The sequence below is a fragment of the Shinella sp. GW821-FHT10F02 genome (assembly GCF_058809275.1).
The window spans coordinates 358,608-375,455 of the sequence record NZ_JBXASL010000002.1; the positions used below are offsets into that span (position 1 = coordinate 358,608).

Here is a 16,848-nt window from a genome sequence, read left to right on the forward strand (position 1 = left end):
CGGGAATAGGTTTCGTCCATCGCCGTTCTTCTCGCATCGATTGATGAGGAGAACAGCGATGGCCCTGGCCCTTCTGAAGAAACCGCAGCCCCGGTTGACCTTTCTCTGCCGCAAGGAGGACGAGGGCGTGATCCCCGCCCCCGTGCGCGCCAAGACGGCGCTGCCCGACTGGTTCCGCAAATTACCCGCTATCGACGAGACGCAGGTCTCGCCCACCAACAGCGGCATCACCGTGAAGCGTTGCATGCCCTTTCTCGACGCCATGGCGGCGGGCTGGGTGATCGGGCTTGCGGCGAGCGTGCGCATGGAAATCTCCGACGGCGGCAAGACGGTCGATTGCGGCTGGGATTTCGATCGCACGCTGGTCAGCAACCATGCCAGCCACCAGGTCGCCGGCAATCCGCGCGAGCCGCTGCCGCCCTGCAAGTTCCACAATTACTGGACCATCCGCACGCCGCCCGGCTGGAGCTGCCTGTTCGTGCCACCGCTCAACCGGCCGAACGGCGTCTTCGAGGTCGTCGCCGGCGTGGTCGATACCGATACCTACCAGTCAGAAATCCACTTCCCCTTCTTCGCCATCGGTGAGGACGGCCTGCATATGCTGGAACGCGGCACGCCGATCGTGCAGGTCATCCCCTTCCGCCGCGATGCCTCCGATCTCGACGCGGACATTCGTGCAGAAAGCGCGCCGGAGAGCACCGTGCGCAAGACGATCCTGCGCAAGACCCTCGCCGCCGACGGCTGGTATCGCAAGTTCGCCCGCGCCCAGCGATAGGTTCCGAGCCGGATAAATCGCCTTGGCCGTCGCTGCGCCCCGCAGCGGCGGCGATGCCGCATGCGCCGCAGATACAGGCTATCACATTGAAATTATTTCTTTTTTATCGGGAATAAGATTTGCCCGCCGCCGTTTCTCCCTCGCAGCCAACGAGGCTGTCACTCAAAGGAGAAACACCATGAAGAAGGTCATCGCAATCCTGAGCGCATTCCTGGTGGTCGGCGCCGCCGCGCCCGCGCCCGCCGTCGCCGACGACCCGGTTTACCGCTTCCTGCAGAAGATGACGCGCACCAGCAAGGCGAGCCAGGCGCGCTACGGCCGCGACGACGACCGTCGTGGCAGCTGGAGCTCGAACCGCAACTCCAACAGCTCGTCGAATTCCTCGCGGAATTCCAACTCGAACCGGAACTCCAACTCGAATTCCAACTCCAATTCGAATTCGAATTCCAACAGTAACAGCAATTCCAACTCGAACTCCAATTCGAACAGCAACTCGAATTCGAACTCGAACGGTTCGTCGAACTCGTCGTCCGACGACGATTGAGCCGCAGCCTGAAAGACCGAAAGGAGGGCGATCGTGGCCCTTTATGCAATCGCCCCTCCCGAACCCCACGCCGATCGGCGTGGGGAACCGTCCCCGATGCTGGAGCCGAGCATGCCGCTCGCCCGCGTCAAGCAGATCGTCGCGGCGATCGTGCTCGCCTTCAGCGCCATGCTGATCTTCCTCGCGATCGACGGTCTCACCCTGAACATGCGGCTCACGCTCGCCGTCTTCGTGGCGACGATCACCGCCTGGACCGTCCTCGACCTGCCGGATACGCCCGTGGCGCTGGCGGGTGCAGCACTCCTGCCGGTCGTCGGCGCGATCGACGAGGATGTGCTCTACCGATCGCTTGGCAACGATATCGTCTGGCTGATGCTGGCGGCCTTCGTCGTGGCCGGCGTGCTGCGGCAGGTCGGCGTGATCGAGCAGATCATTCGCCGGCTGCTTACCCGGCTCGCCACCGTGCAGGGCCTGTTCTGGGCGCTGACGCTCCTGATCTTCGCCACCGCCTTCATTATCCCCTCGACCTCGGCGCGCGCCGCCATGCTGGCGCCGGTCTATCTCGGCCTTGCGGCGGCGATCGGCAATACGCGGGTCAGCCGCGCGCTGGCACTGCTCTTTCCCTCCGTCATCCTGCTTTCGGCCGGTGCCTCGCTGATCGGTGCGGGCGCCCATCTCGTCGCGGCCGGCATGATGGAGCGCCTGCGCGGCCAAAGCCCAGATTTCCTCGGCTGGATCGCGCTTGCCGGCCCCTTCTCGCTGCTGTGCTCACTCTTTGCCTGCGCCGTGCTGCTGCGGCTATTCCTCACCCGCGAGGAGCGGGCGATGACGATCGCAGCACGCAGCCCCGACGAGACGCCAACCCCGCTGACACGCCAGCAATGGACCGTGCTCGCCATCACCGGCGCGATGATCCTGCTCTTCGCGGCCCAGCCCCTGCACGGCATCGGCATGCCGCTGATCGGCGTCGCCGCAGCCCTGCTGCTGGCGACCGAGCGGGTCTCCGGCCTGCCGCTGAAGGCCGCCCTCAAGGGCGTGGAATGGAACCTGCTGCTGTTCCTTGCCGGCACGCTCGTCATCGGCGAGGCGCTGTTGGCGACCGACACGGCGCAAGTGCTGGCCGAGCGGGTGGTCGGTCTCGCCGGCAGCAGCATCGCGGCCTGGCCCGCGCTGGTCATTGGCTTTGCCGCCGTCGTCGCGACGCTCTCCCACCTCGTCATCACCTCGCGCACGGCGCGGGCGACTGTGCTCATTCCGGCCCTCGCCCTGCCGCTCGCCGCCCTCGGCGTCGATCCGCTCAATCTGGTGATGGTCGTGACGCTGGCGAGCGGCTTCTGCCAGACGCTGATGGTCTCCGCCAAGCCGGTGGCCCTGTTCGGCGCGATGGACCCGCCGCCCTTCGGTCAGGCCGACCTGTTGCGGCTCACCATGGTGCTGGTCGCGCCCTTCGTGGTGCTGCTCATCGTCTTCGCCACGCTCGTCTGGCCACTGCAAGGCTTGCCCCTGCGCTGAACCGCGCACACCGAAACGGAAAAGGCCGCCATGTGCGGCCTTTTTATTTAGCCGACTAAATTTATTTTCATTCTGCCGGAATAGATGCCGCACCGTCCCGTTCCTTCCCTGTCACATGATTGTCATAGTAAAAGGAACATCCCCATGTCTTTCACGGTTCTCGTCGCCCCCTCCGGTTTCAAGGAGAGCCTCTCGGCCGATCAGGCAGCGGATTGCATCGAAAGCGGCGTCAAGCGCGCCTTTCCCGGCGCCATCGTCTTGAAAGCGCCGATGGTCGATGGCGGAGAGGGTTTCACCAAGGCGCTCGTCAAGGCGACCGGCGGCGTGCTGCACCACCTGACGGTCACCGGCCCCGTCAATGACCCGGTCGAGGCGCATTTCGGCTTCCTCGGCGGTTGCGGCGAGCCAACAGCCGTCATCGAGATGGCGGCCGCGGCCGGGCTCAGCCTCGTCCCGCGCGACCGGCGTAATCCCTGCCTGACGACGAGCTACGGTGTGGGCGAGCTGGTGCGCGCGGCGCTCGACCGCGGTGCACGCCGCATCCTGCTCGGCTGCGGCGACAGCGGCATCAACGATGGCGGCGCCGGCATGGCCGAAGCGCTCGGCATCCGGCTGCTCGATGAAGAGGGCGACCTCCTGCCCCGCGGCGGCGCAGCGCTCGCCCGCCTCGCCGCCATCGATATCAGCGGCCGCGACCCGCGCCTTGACCGCGTGCGCATCGACGCCGCCGTCAACTGGCACAATGTGCTGCTGGGTGAGCGCGGCGTCGCGCGCATCTTCGGGCCGCAGAAGGGTGCCACGCCGGCACAGGTGGAGATCCTGGCCGCCGCCATGGAAACCTATGCCGCCGCCATCCGGCGCACGACGGGCATCGATGTCGGCGCCGCACCCGGCGCCGGCGCCTCCGGCGGGCTTGGTGCCGCGGTGCTCGGCCTCGTCGGCGGCCGACTGCATCCGCGCTACGACATCGTCATGCAATATCTGGAACTCGACCGGTTCATCGCGGAGGCCGATCTCGTCATCACCGCGGAAGGCAGCCTCGACGGCCAGACGCCCTTCGGCAAGGTGCCGGCCGAAGTGGCGCAGCGCGCCAAACGCGCCGGCGTGCCCGTCATCGCGCTCGCCGGAACCATCGGCAAGGGCGTGCGCCTCAATTTCGAACACGGCATCGATGCCTTCGCCTCGATCCTCACCCGGCCCTGCTCGCTGGAAGACGCCATATCGTCCGCGCCAAAACTGCTTTCCCGCGCGGCGGAGGATGCAGCGCGCATGGTGATGGTGGGCATGAGCCTGCGGCACCGGCTGGACGACGCGGCCTGAGCGCCGGGTTTCCACAGGGCGACTCCACCCACTTTACTTTACCGACCAGACGGTATAGTAATTTTGCGAACTTAACGCGGTGTGGGAGGAGAACACAGTGCATTGGGATGGATTTCTGAGAACGACGGCGCTGGCTGGCGCCGTCCTGTGGGGCGGTTCTGCGGGCGCGGCGGAAGTATCGATCTTCTGCAGCTCGGCCGGCGCCGAACTGGAACTTTGCCAATCGGCCTCCGAGGCCTGGGCGAAGGAGACCGGCAACACCGTCAAGATCAACAAGATGCCGGCGAACTGGGGCGAGGCGCTGCCGCTTTACCAGCAGCTTCTCGCCGGCAAGTCCGGCGACATCGACGTGCTGACGCTCGACAATATCTGGGTCGGCGCGCTCGCCGCTCATCTCGTCGACCTCAAGGAGAAAGTGCCGGCGGAAGAGCTTGCCGCGCATTTCGATTCCGCGCTCGCCGACAGCACCATCGAGGGCAAGCTGCTCGCCATGCCGTGGTTCGTCGATGCCGGCCTGATGTTCTACCGCAAGGACCTGCTCGAAAAATACGGCAAGGCCGAACCGAAGACCTGGGCGGAATTGACCGAGACGGCCAAGTCCATCCAGGAACAGGAACGTGCCGCCGGAACCAAGGACATGTGGGGTTATGTCTGGCAGGGCCGCGCCTATGAGGGCCTGACCTGCGACGCGCTGGAATGGGTCGCCTCCTATGGCGGCGGCACCTTCATCGCACCGGACGGCACGATCACCGCGAACAATCCGAAGGCCGTTGCAGCCCTCGACCTTGCCCGGTCGTGGATCGGCGGCATCAGCCCGGAGGGCGTGCTGAATTATGACGAGGAAGGCTCGCGCGGCGTCTTCGAGGCCGGCAATTCCGTCTTCCACCGCAACTGGGGTTACGTCTGGGGCACCAGCCAGGCTGCAGGGTCGGCGCTCGCCGGCAAGGTCGGCGTGATGGCGCTGCCGGTCGGCGCCGAGGGCGAGAAGTCGAGCGGCTGCTACGGTGCGGGCCTGCTCGGCGTCTCCAAATATGCCGAGGATACCGACGCGGCGGTGAGCCTCGTACGCTACCTCACGGGCGCCAAGGAGCAGAAGCGCCGCGCGCTGCAGGCCTACAGCCCGACGCTGAAAGCGCTCTACCAGGACGAGGAAATCCTGAAGGCCAATCCGGCGCTGCGGTTTGCCGAAAAGGCCTATGCCGAAAGCGCCTCCCGCCCCTCGCAGGTGACGGGCGCCTCCTACAACCGCGTCTCGCAGCGCATCTTCAACGGCGTGCACAACGTGCTGAGCGGCAAGGAAGGCGCGGAAGAAGCGCTGACCAAGGTCAGCAGCGATCTGGAACGGCTGAAGAAGCGCGGCTGGTAAGCCGCGCCACCCCATCGAGGACATGACAGTGAACATCGCGATCGCACCGTGCTGCTGGGGCGTCTATTGGCCCACCGGCAACGACCTCGGCTGGACCGATTATCTCGACCGCATCGTGGCGGCCGGATACCGCCACACCGAGCTTGGCCCCTACGGCTATTTCTCGACAGACCCGAAATTGCTTTCGCACGAACTCGACCGCCGCGGCCTTTCCGTTGTCGCGGCGGCCCATGTCCACACGCTGGCGGACGCCAATACGGCCTCTGCGCTGGCGGACAAGACGCACCAGATCTGCGCGTTGCTTTCGGCCGTCGGCGGCACGCATTTCATCCTGATGGACGAGTCCGAATTCTACCCCAAGGACCGAATGGGCGTCGTCGATGAAGCCGGCTGGCGCAGTGCCGTCGAGCTGACCACGCTCTCCGCCGGTATCGCCCGCGAGCACGGCCTGCAATTCAGCTTTCACCCCCATGTCGGCACCTGCGTGGAGCATGAAAGCCAGATCGAGCGGCTGCTTGCCGAGACGGACCCGGCGCTGGTCGGCCTCTGCCTGGACACCGGCCACCACGCCTATTGGAAGGCCGATCCGAAAGCCTTCTTCCTGCGTCACCAGGCGCGCATCAATTCCATCCATCTGAAGAATGTCGACGGGGCGTTCCGGGAAAAGGTGCTGGCGGAAAACATTCATTGCGACCGCGCCTTCGAGGACGGCATCATGACCGATCTCGACCGCGGCGTGGTCGACATCGCCGATTTCATGGCGACCCTGCTGGCGCACGGCTACGACGGCCCGCTGGTCATCGAGCAGGACCTTGCACCGAAACATCCCGAAACGCCGGAGGCGATCGCCGCGCGGAACTACCGCTTCGTCTCCTCTCTGCTTCAGGGGCAGGCCGGCCGATGAAGGTTATGATCCATAACAATCCCGAGGCGATCGGCGAACATCTCGCCACCCGTATTCTCACGGAACTGCGCGCCGCCAATGCGGTGCGCCGGCACTATGTGCTCGGCTGCCCGGGCGGCCGCAGCCCGATGCCGGTCTATCAGGCTCTGGAGCGGCAGCTTGCGGCCAATCCGGTCGATTGCTCCGGGCTGATCGTCGCGATGATGGACGAGTACCTGCTGTCCGGCCCCGAGGGCCTCTCCCCGCCGCCCGCTTTCGCCCACTATTCCTGCCACGGTTTTGGCGAGCGGGAAATCGTGGGCCGGATCAACCGGGCGCTGCCGGTAGAGCTGCGCATGCCGGAAGCAAACTTCCGCATGCCCTCCCTCGCCGAGCCGGAAGCCTATGACGCCGAGCTCGCAGGCCTTGGCGGCATCGATCTCTTCCTGCTCGCCTCCGGCGCCGGCGATGGCCACATCGCCTTCAACCCGCCGGGTTCAACACGCGACAGCCGCTCGCGCATCGTAACGCTCGCAGAGCAGACACGGCGCGACAATCTCGCGACCTTTCCGGATTTTCGCGAACTGGACGAGGTGCCGACGCACGGGCTCACCATCGGCACCGGCTCGATCGCAAACCTCTCCAAGGCGGTCGCGATGATCGTCTGGGGCGAGGGAAAACGTGAAGCTTTCCGGCGGCTTTCGACGGCAACCGCCTACGATCCGGACTGGCCGGCGACCATCGCCGTCGAGTGTCGCAACGCCGCACTCCACGCCGACGCAGCGGCCGGAGCGGCACCATGACACGGCACGCAATCGGCATCGACGTCGGCGGCACCAAGACGAAGGCCTGCATCGTGCGCCTCTCGGATGGCGCGGTCGTCGCCGAGCGCACGGAGGCAACACCCTGCCAGAACGGCGGCGGCGCGGTGCTCGACCTCGTCTGCGACCTCGCGGCCGCCATGCGGGAGCGCGCGGACGGAGAGGCACTGGAGGCCGCCGCACTCGGCATCTGCCTGCCGGAACTGGTGACGCGCGACGGCGAGCCGGCTTCGGCCTGGAATTTCGACTGGCGCGGCCTCGATTATCGCGCCCGCCTCGGCCGCTTCGGCGCCCTGCATATCGACAGCGACGTGCGCGCCGCGGCCTTCGCGGAAGGCTGGATGGGTGCCGGCCGCGGCGTCGATCCCTTCGTCTACGTCACCATTTCCACGGGCCTTTCCCATTCGCTGGTGATCGGTGGCGCGCCCTATGAAGGCGCGCGCGGCTTCGCCATCCACTTTTCCGGCAGCGATCTCGTCGCCTTCGACGGCCCGGCGCGCGACCGCGCGGTGCGGCACAATCTGGAGCTTTTCGCCGGCGGCAAGGCCCTCGGCGAGCGCTATGGCGCGCTCATCGGCCGGCCGGATGCGACCGCGCTCTCGCTGTTCGAGGCGGAGGCCCGCGATCCGCGGGCGGCGGAGATGGTGGAGAACGCGCTGCTCTCGCTCGCCTCCTATCTCGGTCAGCTCATCAACACGCTGGACCCCGCCGTGCTCGTGCTCGGCGGCGGCATCGGCAGCGATCCCGAAGTGACCCCGCGGCTCGCCGCGCTGACGCGCCAGTTCATCTGGGCCGAGGGCGCGCGGGATATGCCGATCGTGGCGAGCCTCATCGGCGACACGGCCTGCGCCATCGGTGTGGCGGCGCTGGCCCACAGGACATTCAAGATGGAACGGTCATGAGCGGTATAGATCTCATCAATGTCGTCAAACGTTTCGGCGCGCTGACCATCATCGACAAGCTCAACCTCGCGATCGCCGAGGGTGAGTTCGTCGTCTTCGTCGGGCCGTCCGGCTGCGGCAAGTCCACGCTTTTGCGCATGATCGCCGGGCTGGAGGAAATCTCCGACGGCGAGTTGCGCATCGCCGGCAACCGTATGAACGAGACGCCGCCGGCCAAGCGCAACATCGCCATGGTCTTCCAGTCCTACGCGCTCTATCCGCACATGAATGTCGAGCGCAATCTCGGCTTCGCGCTGGAAACCGCCCGGCTGCCGGCCGCCGAAATCCGCGAGCGCGTCACCAAGGCGGCAAAATTCCTGAAGATCGATCATCTGCTGGAGCGCCGGCCGGCGCAGCTTTCCGGCGGCCAGCAGCAGCGCGTCGCCATCGGCCGCGCCCTTGTGCGCCAGCAGAAACTCTTCCTCTTCGACGAACCGCTGTCCAATCTCGACGCCGACCTGCGCATGGAGATGCGCGTGGAAATCGCCCGCATCCACCGCGAGGTGAAGGCCACCACCGTCTACGTCACACACGACCAGATGGAGGCGATGACGCTCGCCGACCGCATCGTCGTGCTGAAGGATGGTTTCATCGCCCAGATCGGCACGCCGATGGAGCTCTACGAGCGCCCGGCCAACCGCTTCGTCGCAAGCTTCATCGGCTCGCCGCGCATGAATTTTCTGCCGGGCCTGCTGGCTCGCGAGGGCGAGGAAAGCGTGCTGTCGCTTTCCGGCGGACGCCACCGGCTGGCAGCCCATGATTATGCCGGCGACGTCACGCTCGGCATCCGGCCGGAAGACCTGATGCTCGGCGGCGGCGAGGCGACGCTGGAGGCCGAAGTGCTGCTCGTCGAGCCGCTCGGCGGCGAATCCCTCGTCCACCTCAATGTGGGAAATGGCCGGTCCATCGTCGTCAAGGCGCAGGGCAAGCCGGATATCCGGCCCGGCGCCACGACCCTCGTCGGCTGGAAACACGAGCGCGCGCATCTCTTCGGCAAGGACGACCGCGCGCTTCTTCCGGGGAGGGCCTGACATGGCGACGATGCGCATCGGCCTCAATGCGATGCGGGCGCGAACGGCCTGGCTGTTCCTCGCGCCGAGCCTCGTCGTGCTCTTCGCGGTGGCGCTCTGGCCGCTCGGGCGGACGTTCCTGTTCTCCTTCACCGATGCCTATCTCACCGAGCCGGACATCTACGACTACATCGGCTTCGAGAACTACTTCACCCTGTTCGAGGATCCGCTCTGGTGGCAGTCTGTCCGCAACACGCTGTTTTTCACCGTCATCTCGGTGTCGATCGAGACGGTACTCGGGCTCGCCATCGCGCTCCTGCTGAACGCCCATATCGGTGGCCGCGGCCTGATGCGTGCCGTCATCCTCATCCCCTGGTCCATTCCGGTCGTCGTCAGCGCGCGCATGTGGCAGTGGATGCTGCATGACCAGTTCGGCATTCTCAACCATGTGCTGAAGCTGATGGGCCTCATCGACAACGGCATCGCCTGGACGGCCAATCCGGACCTCGTCATGCCGGTCATCATCGCCGTCGACGTCTGGATCACCACGCCCTTCATGGTGCTGCTCATCCTCGCCGGGCTGCAGATGCTGCCGAGGAGCATCTACGAGGCCGCCTCGATCGACGGCGTGTCGGAATGGCGGCAGTTCACCGCGCTGACCCTGCCGCTGCTGGCACCCAGCATTGCCGTCGCCGTGCTCTTCCGCCTGCTCGATGCGCTACGCATGTTCGATCTGAGTTTCGTGCTCTCCTCGAACAGCGACGACACGAAAACCGTGTCGATCTATGCCCGCGAGGTTCTGGTCAATTTCCAGGACATGGGCGTCGGCTCGGCGGCCAGTGCCGCAATCTTCCTGATGATCGCGATCGTCACCGCGATCTACGTGACCGTCTTCCGGCTCAACCGCCGGCTTCTGGGGGTGTGACATGGTGCGCAGCAGAGCCAACAGACGCCTCCACCGCATCGCGATCTACTCGCTCTTCACCGTGGTCGCGCTCTACACGCTGTTTCCCTTCTACTGGATGATCGCCTCCTCGCTGAAATCCGGCCAGGCGATCTTCGACGTCACCTTCCTGCCGGACCTGAAGTTCAACAATTACGAGGCGATCCTGTCGGACGGCGTTTTCCTGCGCAGCCTGATGAACTCGCTTATCGTCGCCGCCTCCGTCGTGGCACTGTCGCTGGGGCTCGCGATCGCCGCCGCCTATGCGCTCGGCCGCATCGATTTCCGCGGCCGTTCGCCGATCATGTTCCTGTTCCTCGCGGTCTCGATGTTCCCACAGATCGCGCTGCTTTCCGGCCTCTTCGAGATGATCCGCTGGCTCGGGCTCTACAACACGCTGGGCTCGCTGATCTTCGCCTACATGATCTTCACGCTGCCCTTCAACATCTGGGTGCTGACGACCTTCATGCGCAGCCTGCCGCGCCAGATCGAGGAGGCCGCCATCATGGACGGCTGCTCGCCGCTCAGGATCGTGCGCTGCATCTTCCTGCCGATGATGGGGCCGGCGCTGATGTCGACGGGCCTGCTCGCCTTCATCGCCTCGTGGAACGAGTTCATGTTCGCGCTGACCTTCATCCTGACGGACGAGAACCGCACAGTGCCGGTCGCAATCGCGCTGATCTCCGGCTCCAGCCGCTACGAGTTCCCCTATGGCGCCATCATGGCCGCCTCGACCATCGTCACGGTGCCGCTGATCGTGCTGGCATTGCTCTTCCAGAAATACATCGTCTCCGGCCTCACGGCCGGGGCGGTCAAGGGTTAGGAAAGGTTCTTTTCATGCGTATCGTTCGTGTCGGTCTCATCGGTCTTGGCGAGGTGAGCCAGTTGATGCACCTGCCGATCCTTGCCGATCACCGCCATCTGTTCGAAGTGGCAGGCGTCTTCGACGTATCCCCGAGCCTGACGGCCCATTGCGCCGAACGCTATTCGACCGCCCGCGCCTATGACAGCGCCGAGGCGTTGGTCGCTTCGCCGGATATCGACGCCGTCTTCATCCTGACGCCCGACCAGACGCACCGCCACTATCTCGACCTGGCGCTGAAGGCCGGCAAACATGTCTTCCTCGAAAAGCCCGCCTGCCTGACGCTCGGCGAGATCGACGACGTCGCACCGCTGGCGAAAGAATCCGGCCGCCTCGTCTTCGTCGCCTATATGCGGCGCTATTCGCCGAGCTTTCTGAAAGCCAAGGAGATGATGCCGCCGCAGGAAGAACTGCGTTACGTGCGCGTCCGCGACCTCATCTGCGAAGGCCCCTTTTTCATCCGCCAGACCCGCAACATTTTTTACCCGCGCGATCTCGATGCGGGCTTCCTAGCCCAGTCGCGATCGGACACGGAGGCATTGCTGCGCGACGTCGCCGGCAAGGACGCCTCCCCCAGCCTGATGCGCGCCTACCAGGTGCTGACGGGCCTCTCCTCGCACAGCCTTTCTGCCATGCGCGAGCTGATCGGCCTGCCGCAGCGCGTCATCGCCGCCCATCACAAGCAGAACGGCGAGCAGATCGTGGCGCTCTTCGACTATGGCCATTTCACCGCGATCTACGAGGCGCTGATCGACAATGTCGCGCGCTTCGATGCCCGCATCGAGGTGTACGCCGACCGCCGCCGCCTCAGCTTCGGCTACGACACACCTTACATCCGCAACCTGCCGACCTCGCTGGAGGTGACGGATTCAACCGACACCGAGACCGAAACGCGAGTCTTCGGCCCGAACTACACCGACCCCTTCGCCATCGAGCTGCGTGCCTTCCACGATCATCTCGTGAACGGCACGACGCCGAAGACGACGCTCGACGATTCCCGCCAGGACCTCGCCCTGATGGCGGATATCGTCGGTCGCCTGCGCGAGAGTTCGCAGCTATAGCGGGAAGATCGCAACAGCATGGGTATCGACATGGCAAGACGTGGCACCGCACGCGAACGCATCCTCACCGCGGCCGAGGAGATCGTCGTCAAGGACGGCGTCTCGACGCTCACCTTCGACAAGGTGGCGGAGGTGACCGGGCTTTCCAAGGGCGGCATCCTCTACCACTTCGCCAGCAAGGACGCGCTGGTGCGCGCCATGGTCGAGCGCTTCGTCTACCGCTTCGAGACCGGCCTCGCCGGGCTTGAGGGCACGGACGCCGAGCCGCACGGCCGCTATACCCGCGCCTATGTTGCCGCCACCATGGGCGATGCCGCCAGCACGGGCGACCAGTACGACCGCCTCGGCGCCAGCATCACCGCGGCGCTGTCGAACTTTCCCGATCTGCTCGAAATCGTCCACCAGCAGAACATCCGCTGCCAGGCGGCCGTCGAAAAGGACGGCCTTGACCCAGTGGAAGCAACCATCATCCGCCTTGCCATCGAAGGCATGTGGATGGCGGAGGTCTTCAACGTCATGCATCTCGACCCCGCCATGAAGCAGGCCGTCATCGAGCGGCTGATCGCCCGCACGCGTCCTGCTTCATCGCCGTGAAACAAAGGAGTTTTTCATGGGCTACAAGCCTTCCCCCCGTCCCGTCTTCGACCGGCCGAGCCACATTCCCTATGCCGGCGTCACGCGCCATCTGTGGGGCGAGGAGAATGCCGGCCTCGTCGACGACTGGATCTATGCGTCGACGGAAAACATCCACCAGATCGTCTTCGGCATGCAGCCGGGCGGCTGCTTCAAGCACACCGACGCCTTCCGCACGATTTTTGGCGCAGACGAACTGCTTTACGTGATCAGCGGCACGCTTGGGCTCGCCAATCCAGAAACCGGCGAAGTCTGCATCGCCAAGCAGGGCGAGGCGCTGTTCTTCCGCAAGGATACCTGGCACCACGGCTTCAATCTCGGCGAGGAACAGGTGCGTGTCTTGGAATTCTTCGCTCCCCCGCCGGCCAAGGGCACCTCCGGCCCCTATGCCCGCACCAAGCCGTTGCTTTCGGAAAACCGCTACATCCAGCAGGATTTTCTGGGCCGCTGGCCGATGGCGGCGGAGGCGCAGCGCGAGGCCCGCACGATCCACCCGAAACGCGATGCCGACATGCTGTGGAGCCTCGATGCGGAAACGCAGGGCGCCTATACCGGCTTCTACTGCGCGACGGACCAGTTGACCGTCGGCAAGACGACGGTGCTCGGCGGCAAGCGCACGCGCATCGAGCGTCACAAGGGCGACGAATGCCTCTATGTCGTCTCCGGGGTGCTCAACATCCACATTCCGGATGCCGAGGGCCAGGCCTGGTTCGAACTCAACCCGCGCGACGGCTTCTACATCCCCGCCGGCTTCGACCACCAGTATTTCAACATGGCGCACACGCCCTGCGAATTCGTCTTCGGCACCGCCCCGGATTATTGATCCGGGACGGGAGGCCCAGGGACATCAGCCTTCGAACACCATCAGCGTGTCGCCGGCTTGCAGGTAATCGCCTTCCTTGACGCGGAGGCGCAGTTTTCCGGCCTTCGGGGCGAGAACCTGCGTTTCCATCTTCATCGCCTCCATCACCGCCACCAGCTCGCCTTCGGCAACACTGGCACCATCGGCGATCTTGAAGCTCTGCAGCGTGCCGGAGACCGGGGCGGCGATGCCATCCTCGGCCGGCTTGATGCCGGCGGGGACCGCGCCCTGAGCCGCTGTCCCGAAGCCTGCGAGAAGCAGGCTCGGCAGCGCCAGCGCGACACGTTTTCCGTCGATTTCCAGATGGGTGCGGATCAGCGACGGATCTGCCGCCGGCTCCGGCCGCGCCATGGCGTCCGGCATGGCAGCAAAATCGGTCTCGATCCAGCGGGTGTGCACCTTGAAACCGTCGGTGCCGATGAAATCCGCAGTGTCGATCGCCGCGCGATGGAACGGCAGCACCGTCGCCACGCCCTCGATGCGGAATTCCTTCAGCGCACGCCGGGCACGGCGCAGCGCTTCTTCGCGCGTCGCGCCGGTGACGATCAGCTTCGCCATCAGCGAATCGAAGACGCCCGGGATGCTGGAACCGCTGACGACGCCGCTGTCGACGCGCACGCCCGGACCGGACGGCGGATCGAAGACGGTGATCGTGCCCGGCGTCGGCAGGAAGCCGCGGCCCGGATCCTCGGCATTGATGCGGAACTCGATGGAATGGCCGCGCGGGGTCGGCGTTTCCAACACGCGTAGCGGCTCGCCCTGGGCGATGTGGAACTGCTCGATGACGAGGTCGATGCCCGTCGTCTCTTCGGTCACCGGATGCTCGACCTGGAGGCGGGTATTGACCTCCAGGAAGGAGATCGTGCCGTCGATGCCAAGCAGGAATTCGACCGTGCCGGCACCGGAATAGCCGGCCGCAGCGCAGATCGCCTTGGCGGCGTCGTGGATCTTCCGGCGCTGTTCCGGTGTCAGGAAGGGCGCGGGCGCCTCTTCGATGAGTTTCTGGTTGCGCCGCTGCGCCGAGCAGTCGCGGGTGCCGAGCACCAGCACATTGCCATGTTTGTCGGCGATCACCTGCGCCTCGATATGGCGCGGCCGGTCGAGGAAGCGTTCGAGGAAACATTCGCCGCGGCCGAAGGCGGCCGTCGCCTCGCGCACGGCGGATTCGTAGAGGTCGGCGACCTCCTCCATCTTCCAGGCGACCTTGATGCCGCGCCCGCCGCCGCCATAGGCGGCCTTGATGGCGACCGGCAGGCCATGTTCTTCCGCAAACGCAATGACCTCCGCCGCGGAGGAAACCGGACCATCGCTGCCGGCAACCAGCGGGGCGCCGACATTCTGTGCGATGCGCCGCGCCTCGACCTTGTCGCCGAGTGCCTCGATCACATGCGGGTCCGGCCCGATCCAGGTGAGACCGGCATCCTGCACCGCCTTGGCGAATTCCGCCCGCTCGGAAAGGAAGCCGTAGCCCGGATGCACGGCATCGGCGCCGACGCGCTTGGCGATGGCGATCAGCTTCTCGATGTCGAGATAGGTTTCCGCCGGGCGCACGCCGCCGAGCCCGTAGGCCTCGTCTGCGAGGCGCACGAACAGCGCGTCCGCGTCCGGATCGGCATAGACCGCCACCGACTGGAGGCCGTGGTCGCGGCATGCGCGCAGGATGCGCACGGCGATTTCGCCACGATTGGCAATCAGCACTTTCTTCATGGCGTTACTCCTGGCGGTTCGCGATATCGGCGAAGGGGCCGATCGGGCGGAAGCGGATTTTTGCGTTGATGGGGATCTGGCCGGCGAGATCCAGATGATATCCAGCGACCGCGCCGATGACGGGATAACCGCCGGTCAGCGGATGATCGGCGAGGAACAGCACAGGCTGGCCGCTATGCGGCACCTGGATCGCGCCCGTCGCCGTTCCCTCGCTCGGCAGTTCGGCGCTGTCCTTGCGCTCCAGCGGAGTCTCACCGGCAAGGCGAATGCCGACGCGGCTCGATTGCGGCGTCACCTGCCAGAGCTGGGCCGTCAGCGTCTCGATGCCCTTCTGCGTGAACCAGTCCGTGCGCGGGCCAAGCACCACGTCAAGCGTCACCACATCGCCAGCCGAAGGCGGGTCGAAGGCTGGGATTTCGTCGGCCGAAACGCTTGCCAGCCTGTCCTTGCAGTCTCTCAGCGCAAGCACAGTCCCGGCCGTCACCGGCTCGGGGCCGACCACCGCCAGCGTGTCGGTCGCCGCACTGCCGAGAACCGGCGCGACATCGAAGCCGCCGCGGACAGCAAGATAGGCGCGCATGCCCTTGCGGGGATGGCCGATCGTCACGACGTCGCCCGGCTCCAGCGAGATCGGCTGGTGGATCTCAAACCGGCTTTCGCGGCCGGAAGCGTCGCGCACCGTCACAAGACATGGCGAACCGGCAAGGCCGATCACCGCACGAACATTGCTCTCAAAGGAGAAGCCGCCGAGGGTGACTTCGACGGCCGGCGTGTTTGCCGGATTGCCGACGATGCGGTTTGCGGCATTGAAGGCGCCGCGGTCGAGCGCGCCGGAGGCGGAAACGCCCTGCCCCGTCTGGCCGAAGCGACCGAGGTCCTGGAACAGCGCCGGCATGGGGGCTGCGAGCACCGTGAACTGCGGCGCATCCGCCGCGACAGTGCGCGCCGCACGCGGCGCCGATGGCGGAATGCTGACCGTCTTGTCCGATTTTTCGAGGTCGAAGAAGCGGACGCGGTAGCCGGGCTGGAACAGCGCGCCCGGATCGCGGTCGATGTCCCACATTTTGACGGGCGTTGTGCCGATGATCTGCCAGCCGCCGGGGCTCGCCTGCGGGTAGACACCACTGAAGGCACCGGCGATCGCCACGGAGCCGGCGGGAATGCGGGTGCGCGGGCTCTTGCGGCGCGGCACATGCAAGGCGGTGTCGCCGCCGACGAGATAGCCGAAGCCGGGCGCAAAGCCGCAGAAGGCGACCGTGAACTCGCTTTCGGTGTGGCGGCGGATGACCTCCTCGATGCTAAGGCCCGTGAGTTCCGCCACGTCGGCCAGGTCTTCGCCGTCATAACGCACCGGGATTTCGACCAGGTGCTCGGAGGGCGCCATCCTCGCCGAAAGGTCACGCGTGCCGATGCGCGCCGCGAGTTCCGCGGCAGAGACCTTTTCCGGCTGGAACCGGATCATCAGCGTGCGGGCGGCGGGCACCATTTCCGCGATGCCGTCGACGGGCTCCGCCTGAAGCGAGGCGAAAAGGGCGAGCGTCTCGTCGAGATCGGCGAGCTCGACGAGGACGGTGGTCAGGCTGACGGGAAGAAAGCGCATCATAACCT

General features: G+C 65.8%; 16 protein-coding genes. 14 read left to right on the forward strand and 2 right to left on the reverse strand.

Features of this window, described 5'->3' with window-relative positions:
* The first annotated feature begins 58 nt into the window (after positions 1-58).
* The 14 genes from AC1RWL_RS07545 (at position 59) to AC1RWL_RS07610 (ending at position 13,494) form a co-directional block, all read left to right on the forward strand.
* Positions 59-775 (forward strand): DUF6065 family protein, encoded by a 717-nt coding sequence (locus AC1RWL_RS07545; RefSeq protein ID WP_493094118.1) that lies wholly within the window; start codon positions 59-61, stop codon positions 773-775.
* 178 nt (positions 776-953) lie between these two features.
* Entirely contained in the window at positions 954-1,319 is a 366-nt protein-coding gene (locus AC1RWL_RS07550) for a hypothetical protein (RefSeq protein ID WP_493094119.1), read from the forward strand.
* A gap of 96 nt (positions 1,320-1,415) precedes the next feature.
* Positions 1,416-2,831 carry an SLC13 family permease gene (locus tag AC1RWL_RS07555; RefSeq protein WP_493094120.1) on the forward strand — a complete coding sequence of 472 codons (1,416 nt, stop codon included), beginning with the start codon at positions 1,416-1,418 and terminating at the stop codon, positions 2,829-2,831.
* Positions 2,832-2,975: 144 nt separating this feature from the next.
* Positions 2,976-4,151: a glycerate kinase family protein gene (locus AC1RWL_RS07560; RefSeq protein ID WP_493094121.1), complete on the forward strand. Its 1,176-nt coding sequence runs from the start codon at positions 2,976-2,978 to the stop codon at positions 4,149-4,151.
* Between the two features lie 97 nt (positions 4,152-4,248).
* Positions 4,249-5,517 (forward strand): ABC transporter substrate-binding protein, encoded by a 1,269-nt coding sequence (locus tag AC1RWL_RS07565; RefSeq protein ID WP_493094122.1) that lies wholly within the window; start codon positions 4,249-4,251, stop codon positions 5,515-5,517.
* A gap of 28 nt (positions 5,518-5,545) precedes the next feature.
* Entirely contained in the window at positions 5,546-6,421 is an 876-nt protein-coding gene (locus tag AC1RWL_RS07570; RefSeq protein WP_493094123.1) for a sugar phosphate isomerase/epimerase family protein, read from the forward strand.
* The gene (locus tag AC1RWL_RS07575) at positions 6,418-7,203 is read left to right on the forward strand and encodes a 6-phosphogluconolactonase (RefSeq protein WP_493094124.1); all 786 of its coding nucleotides are present in this window, start codon (positions 6,418-6,420) and stop codon (positions 7,201-7,203) included. Before AC1RWL_RS07570 ends, AC1RWL_RS07575 begins: the two co-directional genes overlap by 4 nt.
* A complete protein-coding gene (locus tag AC1RWL_RS07580) occupies positions 7,200-8,123 on the forward strand; it encodes an ROK family protein (RefSeq protein ID WP_493094125.1) in 924 nt (307 codons plus the stop codon). The genes AC1RWL_RS07575 and AC1RWL_RS07580 overlap by 4 nt, the downstream gene beginning before the upstream one ends.
* Positions 8,120-9,193 carry an ABC transporter ATP-binding protein gene (locus tag AC1RWL_RS07585; protein ID WP_493094126.1) on the forward strand — a complete coding sequence of 358 codons (1,074 nt, stop codon included), beginning with the start codon at positions 8,120-8,122 and terminating at the stop codon, positions 9,191-9,193. Before AC1RWL_RS07580 ends, AC1RWL_RS07585 begins: the two co-directional genes overlap by 4 nt.
* A gap of 1 nt (position 9,194) precedes the next feature.
* Positions 9,195-10,097, forward strand: coding sequence for a carbohydrate ABC transporter permease (locus tag AC1RWL_RS07590; RefSeq protein ID WP_493094127.1), 903 nt, complete (start codon positions 9,195-9,197; stop codon positions 10,095-10,097).
* Between the two features lies 1 nt (position 10,098).
* A complete protein-coding gene (locus AC1RWL_RS07595) occupies positions 10,099-10,938 on the forward strand; it encodes a carbohydrate ABC transporter permease (protein WP_439625446.1) in 840 nt (279 codons plus the stop codon).
* Positions 10,939-10,952: 14 nt separating this feature from the next.
* Complete coding sequence (locus AC1RWL_RS07600) at positions 10,953-12,038, forward strand: Gfo/Idh/MocA family protein (protein ID WP_493094128.1); 1,086 nt, start codon at positions 10,953-10,955, stop codon at positions 12,036-12,038.
* A 30-nt stretch (positions 12,039-12,068) separates the two neighbouring features.
* Positions 12,069-12,632, forward strand: a complete 564-nt coding sequence (locus AC1RWL_RS07605; protein WP_435265736.1) for a TetR/AcrR family transcriptional regulator — start codon at positions 12,069-12,071, stop codon at positions 12,630-12,632.
* 16 nt (positions 12,633-12,648) lie between these two features.
* Positions 12,649-13,494 carry a cupin domain-containing protein gene (locus AC1RWL_RS07610; protein ID WP_439615735.1) on the forward strand — a complete coding sequence of 282 codons (846 nt, stop codon included), beginning with the start codon at positions 12,649-12,651 and terminating at the stop codon, positions 13,492-13,494.
* A gap of 24 nt (positions 13,495-13,518) precedes the next feature.
* Here the strand turns inward: AC1RWL_RS07610 and AC1RWL_RS07615 are convergent, their stop codons facing one another.
* Complete coding sequence (locus AC1RWL_RS07615) at positions 13,519-15,240, reverse strand: acetyl/propionyl/methylcrotonyl-CoA carboxylase subunit alpha (protein ID WP_493094129.1); 1,722 nt, start codon at positions 15,238-15,240, stop codon at positions 13,519-13,521.
* Positions 15,241-15,244: 4 nt separating this feature from the next.
* Positions 15,245-16,840: a 5-oxoprolinase subunit B/C family protein gene (locus tag AC1RWL_RS07620; protein ID WP_493094130.1), complete on the reverse strand. Its 1,596-nt coding sequence runs from the start codon at positions 16,838-16,840 to the stop codon at positions 15,245-15,247.
* Between the last annotated feature and the right edge of the window lie 8 nt (positions 16,841-16,848).

What these genes read in the sequence shown, in the direction of transcription:
- AC1RWL_RS07585 (WP_493094126.1), top strand. Translation starts at nt 8,120, where the DNA reads ATGAGCGGTATAGATCTCATCAATGTCGTCAAACGTTTCGGCGCGCTG.
- AC1RWL_RS07620 (WP_493094130.1), bottom strand. Translation starts at nt 16,840, where the DNA reads ATGCGCTTTCTTCCCGTCAGCCTGACCACCGTCCTCGTCGAGCTCGCC.
- AC1RWL_RS07605 (WP_435265736.1), top strand. Translation starts at nt 12,069, where the DNA reads ATGGCAAGACGTGGCACCGCACGCGAACGCATCCTCACCGCGGCCGAG.
- AC1RWL_RS07590 (WP_493094127.1), top strand. Translation starts at nt 9,195, where the DNA reads ATGGCGACGATGCGCATCGGCCTCAATGCGATGCGGGCGCGAACGGCC.
- AC1RWL_RS07575 (WP_493094124.1), top strand. Translation starts at nt 6,418, where the DNA reads ATGAAGGTTATGATCCATAACAATCCCGAGGCGATCGGCGAACATCTC.
- AC1RWL_RS07545 (WP_493094118.1), top strand. Translation starts at nt 59, where the DNA reads ATGGCCCTGGCCCTTCTGAAGAAACCGCAGCCCCGGTTGACCTTTCTC.
- AC1RWL_RS07560 (WP_493094121.1), top strand. Translation starts at nt 2,976, where the DNA reads ATGTCTTTCACGGTTCTCGTCGCCCCCTCCGGTTTCAAGGAGAGCCTC.
- AC1RWL_RS07600 (WP_493094128.1), top strand. Translation starts at nt 10,953, where the DNA reads ATGCGTATCGTTCGTGTCGGTCTCATCGGTCTTGGCGAGGTGAGCCAG.
- AC1RWL_RS07580 (WP_493094125.1), top strand. Translation starts at nt 7,200, where the DNA reads ATGACACGGCACGCAATCGGCATCGACGTCGGCGGCACCAAGACGAAG.
- AC1RWL_RS07615 (WP_493094129.1), bottom strand. Translation starts at nt 15,240, where the DNA reads ATGAAGAAAGTGCTGATTGCCAATCGTGGCGAAATCGCCGTGCGCATC.
- AC1RWL_RS07550 (WP_493094119.1), top strand. Translation starts at nt 954, where the DNA reads ATGAAGAAGGTCATCGCAATCCTGAGCGCATTCCTGGTGGTCGGCGCC.
- AC1RWL_RS07595 (WP_439625446.1), top strand. Translation starts at nt 10,099, where the DNA reads ATGGTGCGCAGCAGAGCCAACAGACGCCTCCACCGCATCGCGATCTAC.
- AC1RWL_RS07555 (WP_493094120.1), top strand. Translation starts at nt 1,416, where the DNA reads ATGCTGGAGCCGAGCATGCCGCTCGCCCGCGTCAAGCAGATCGTCGCG.
- AC1RWL_RS07610 (WP_439615735.1), top strand. Translation starts at nt 12,649, where the DNA reads ATGGGCTACAAGCCTTCCCCCCGTCCCGTCTTCGACCGGCCGAGCCAC.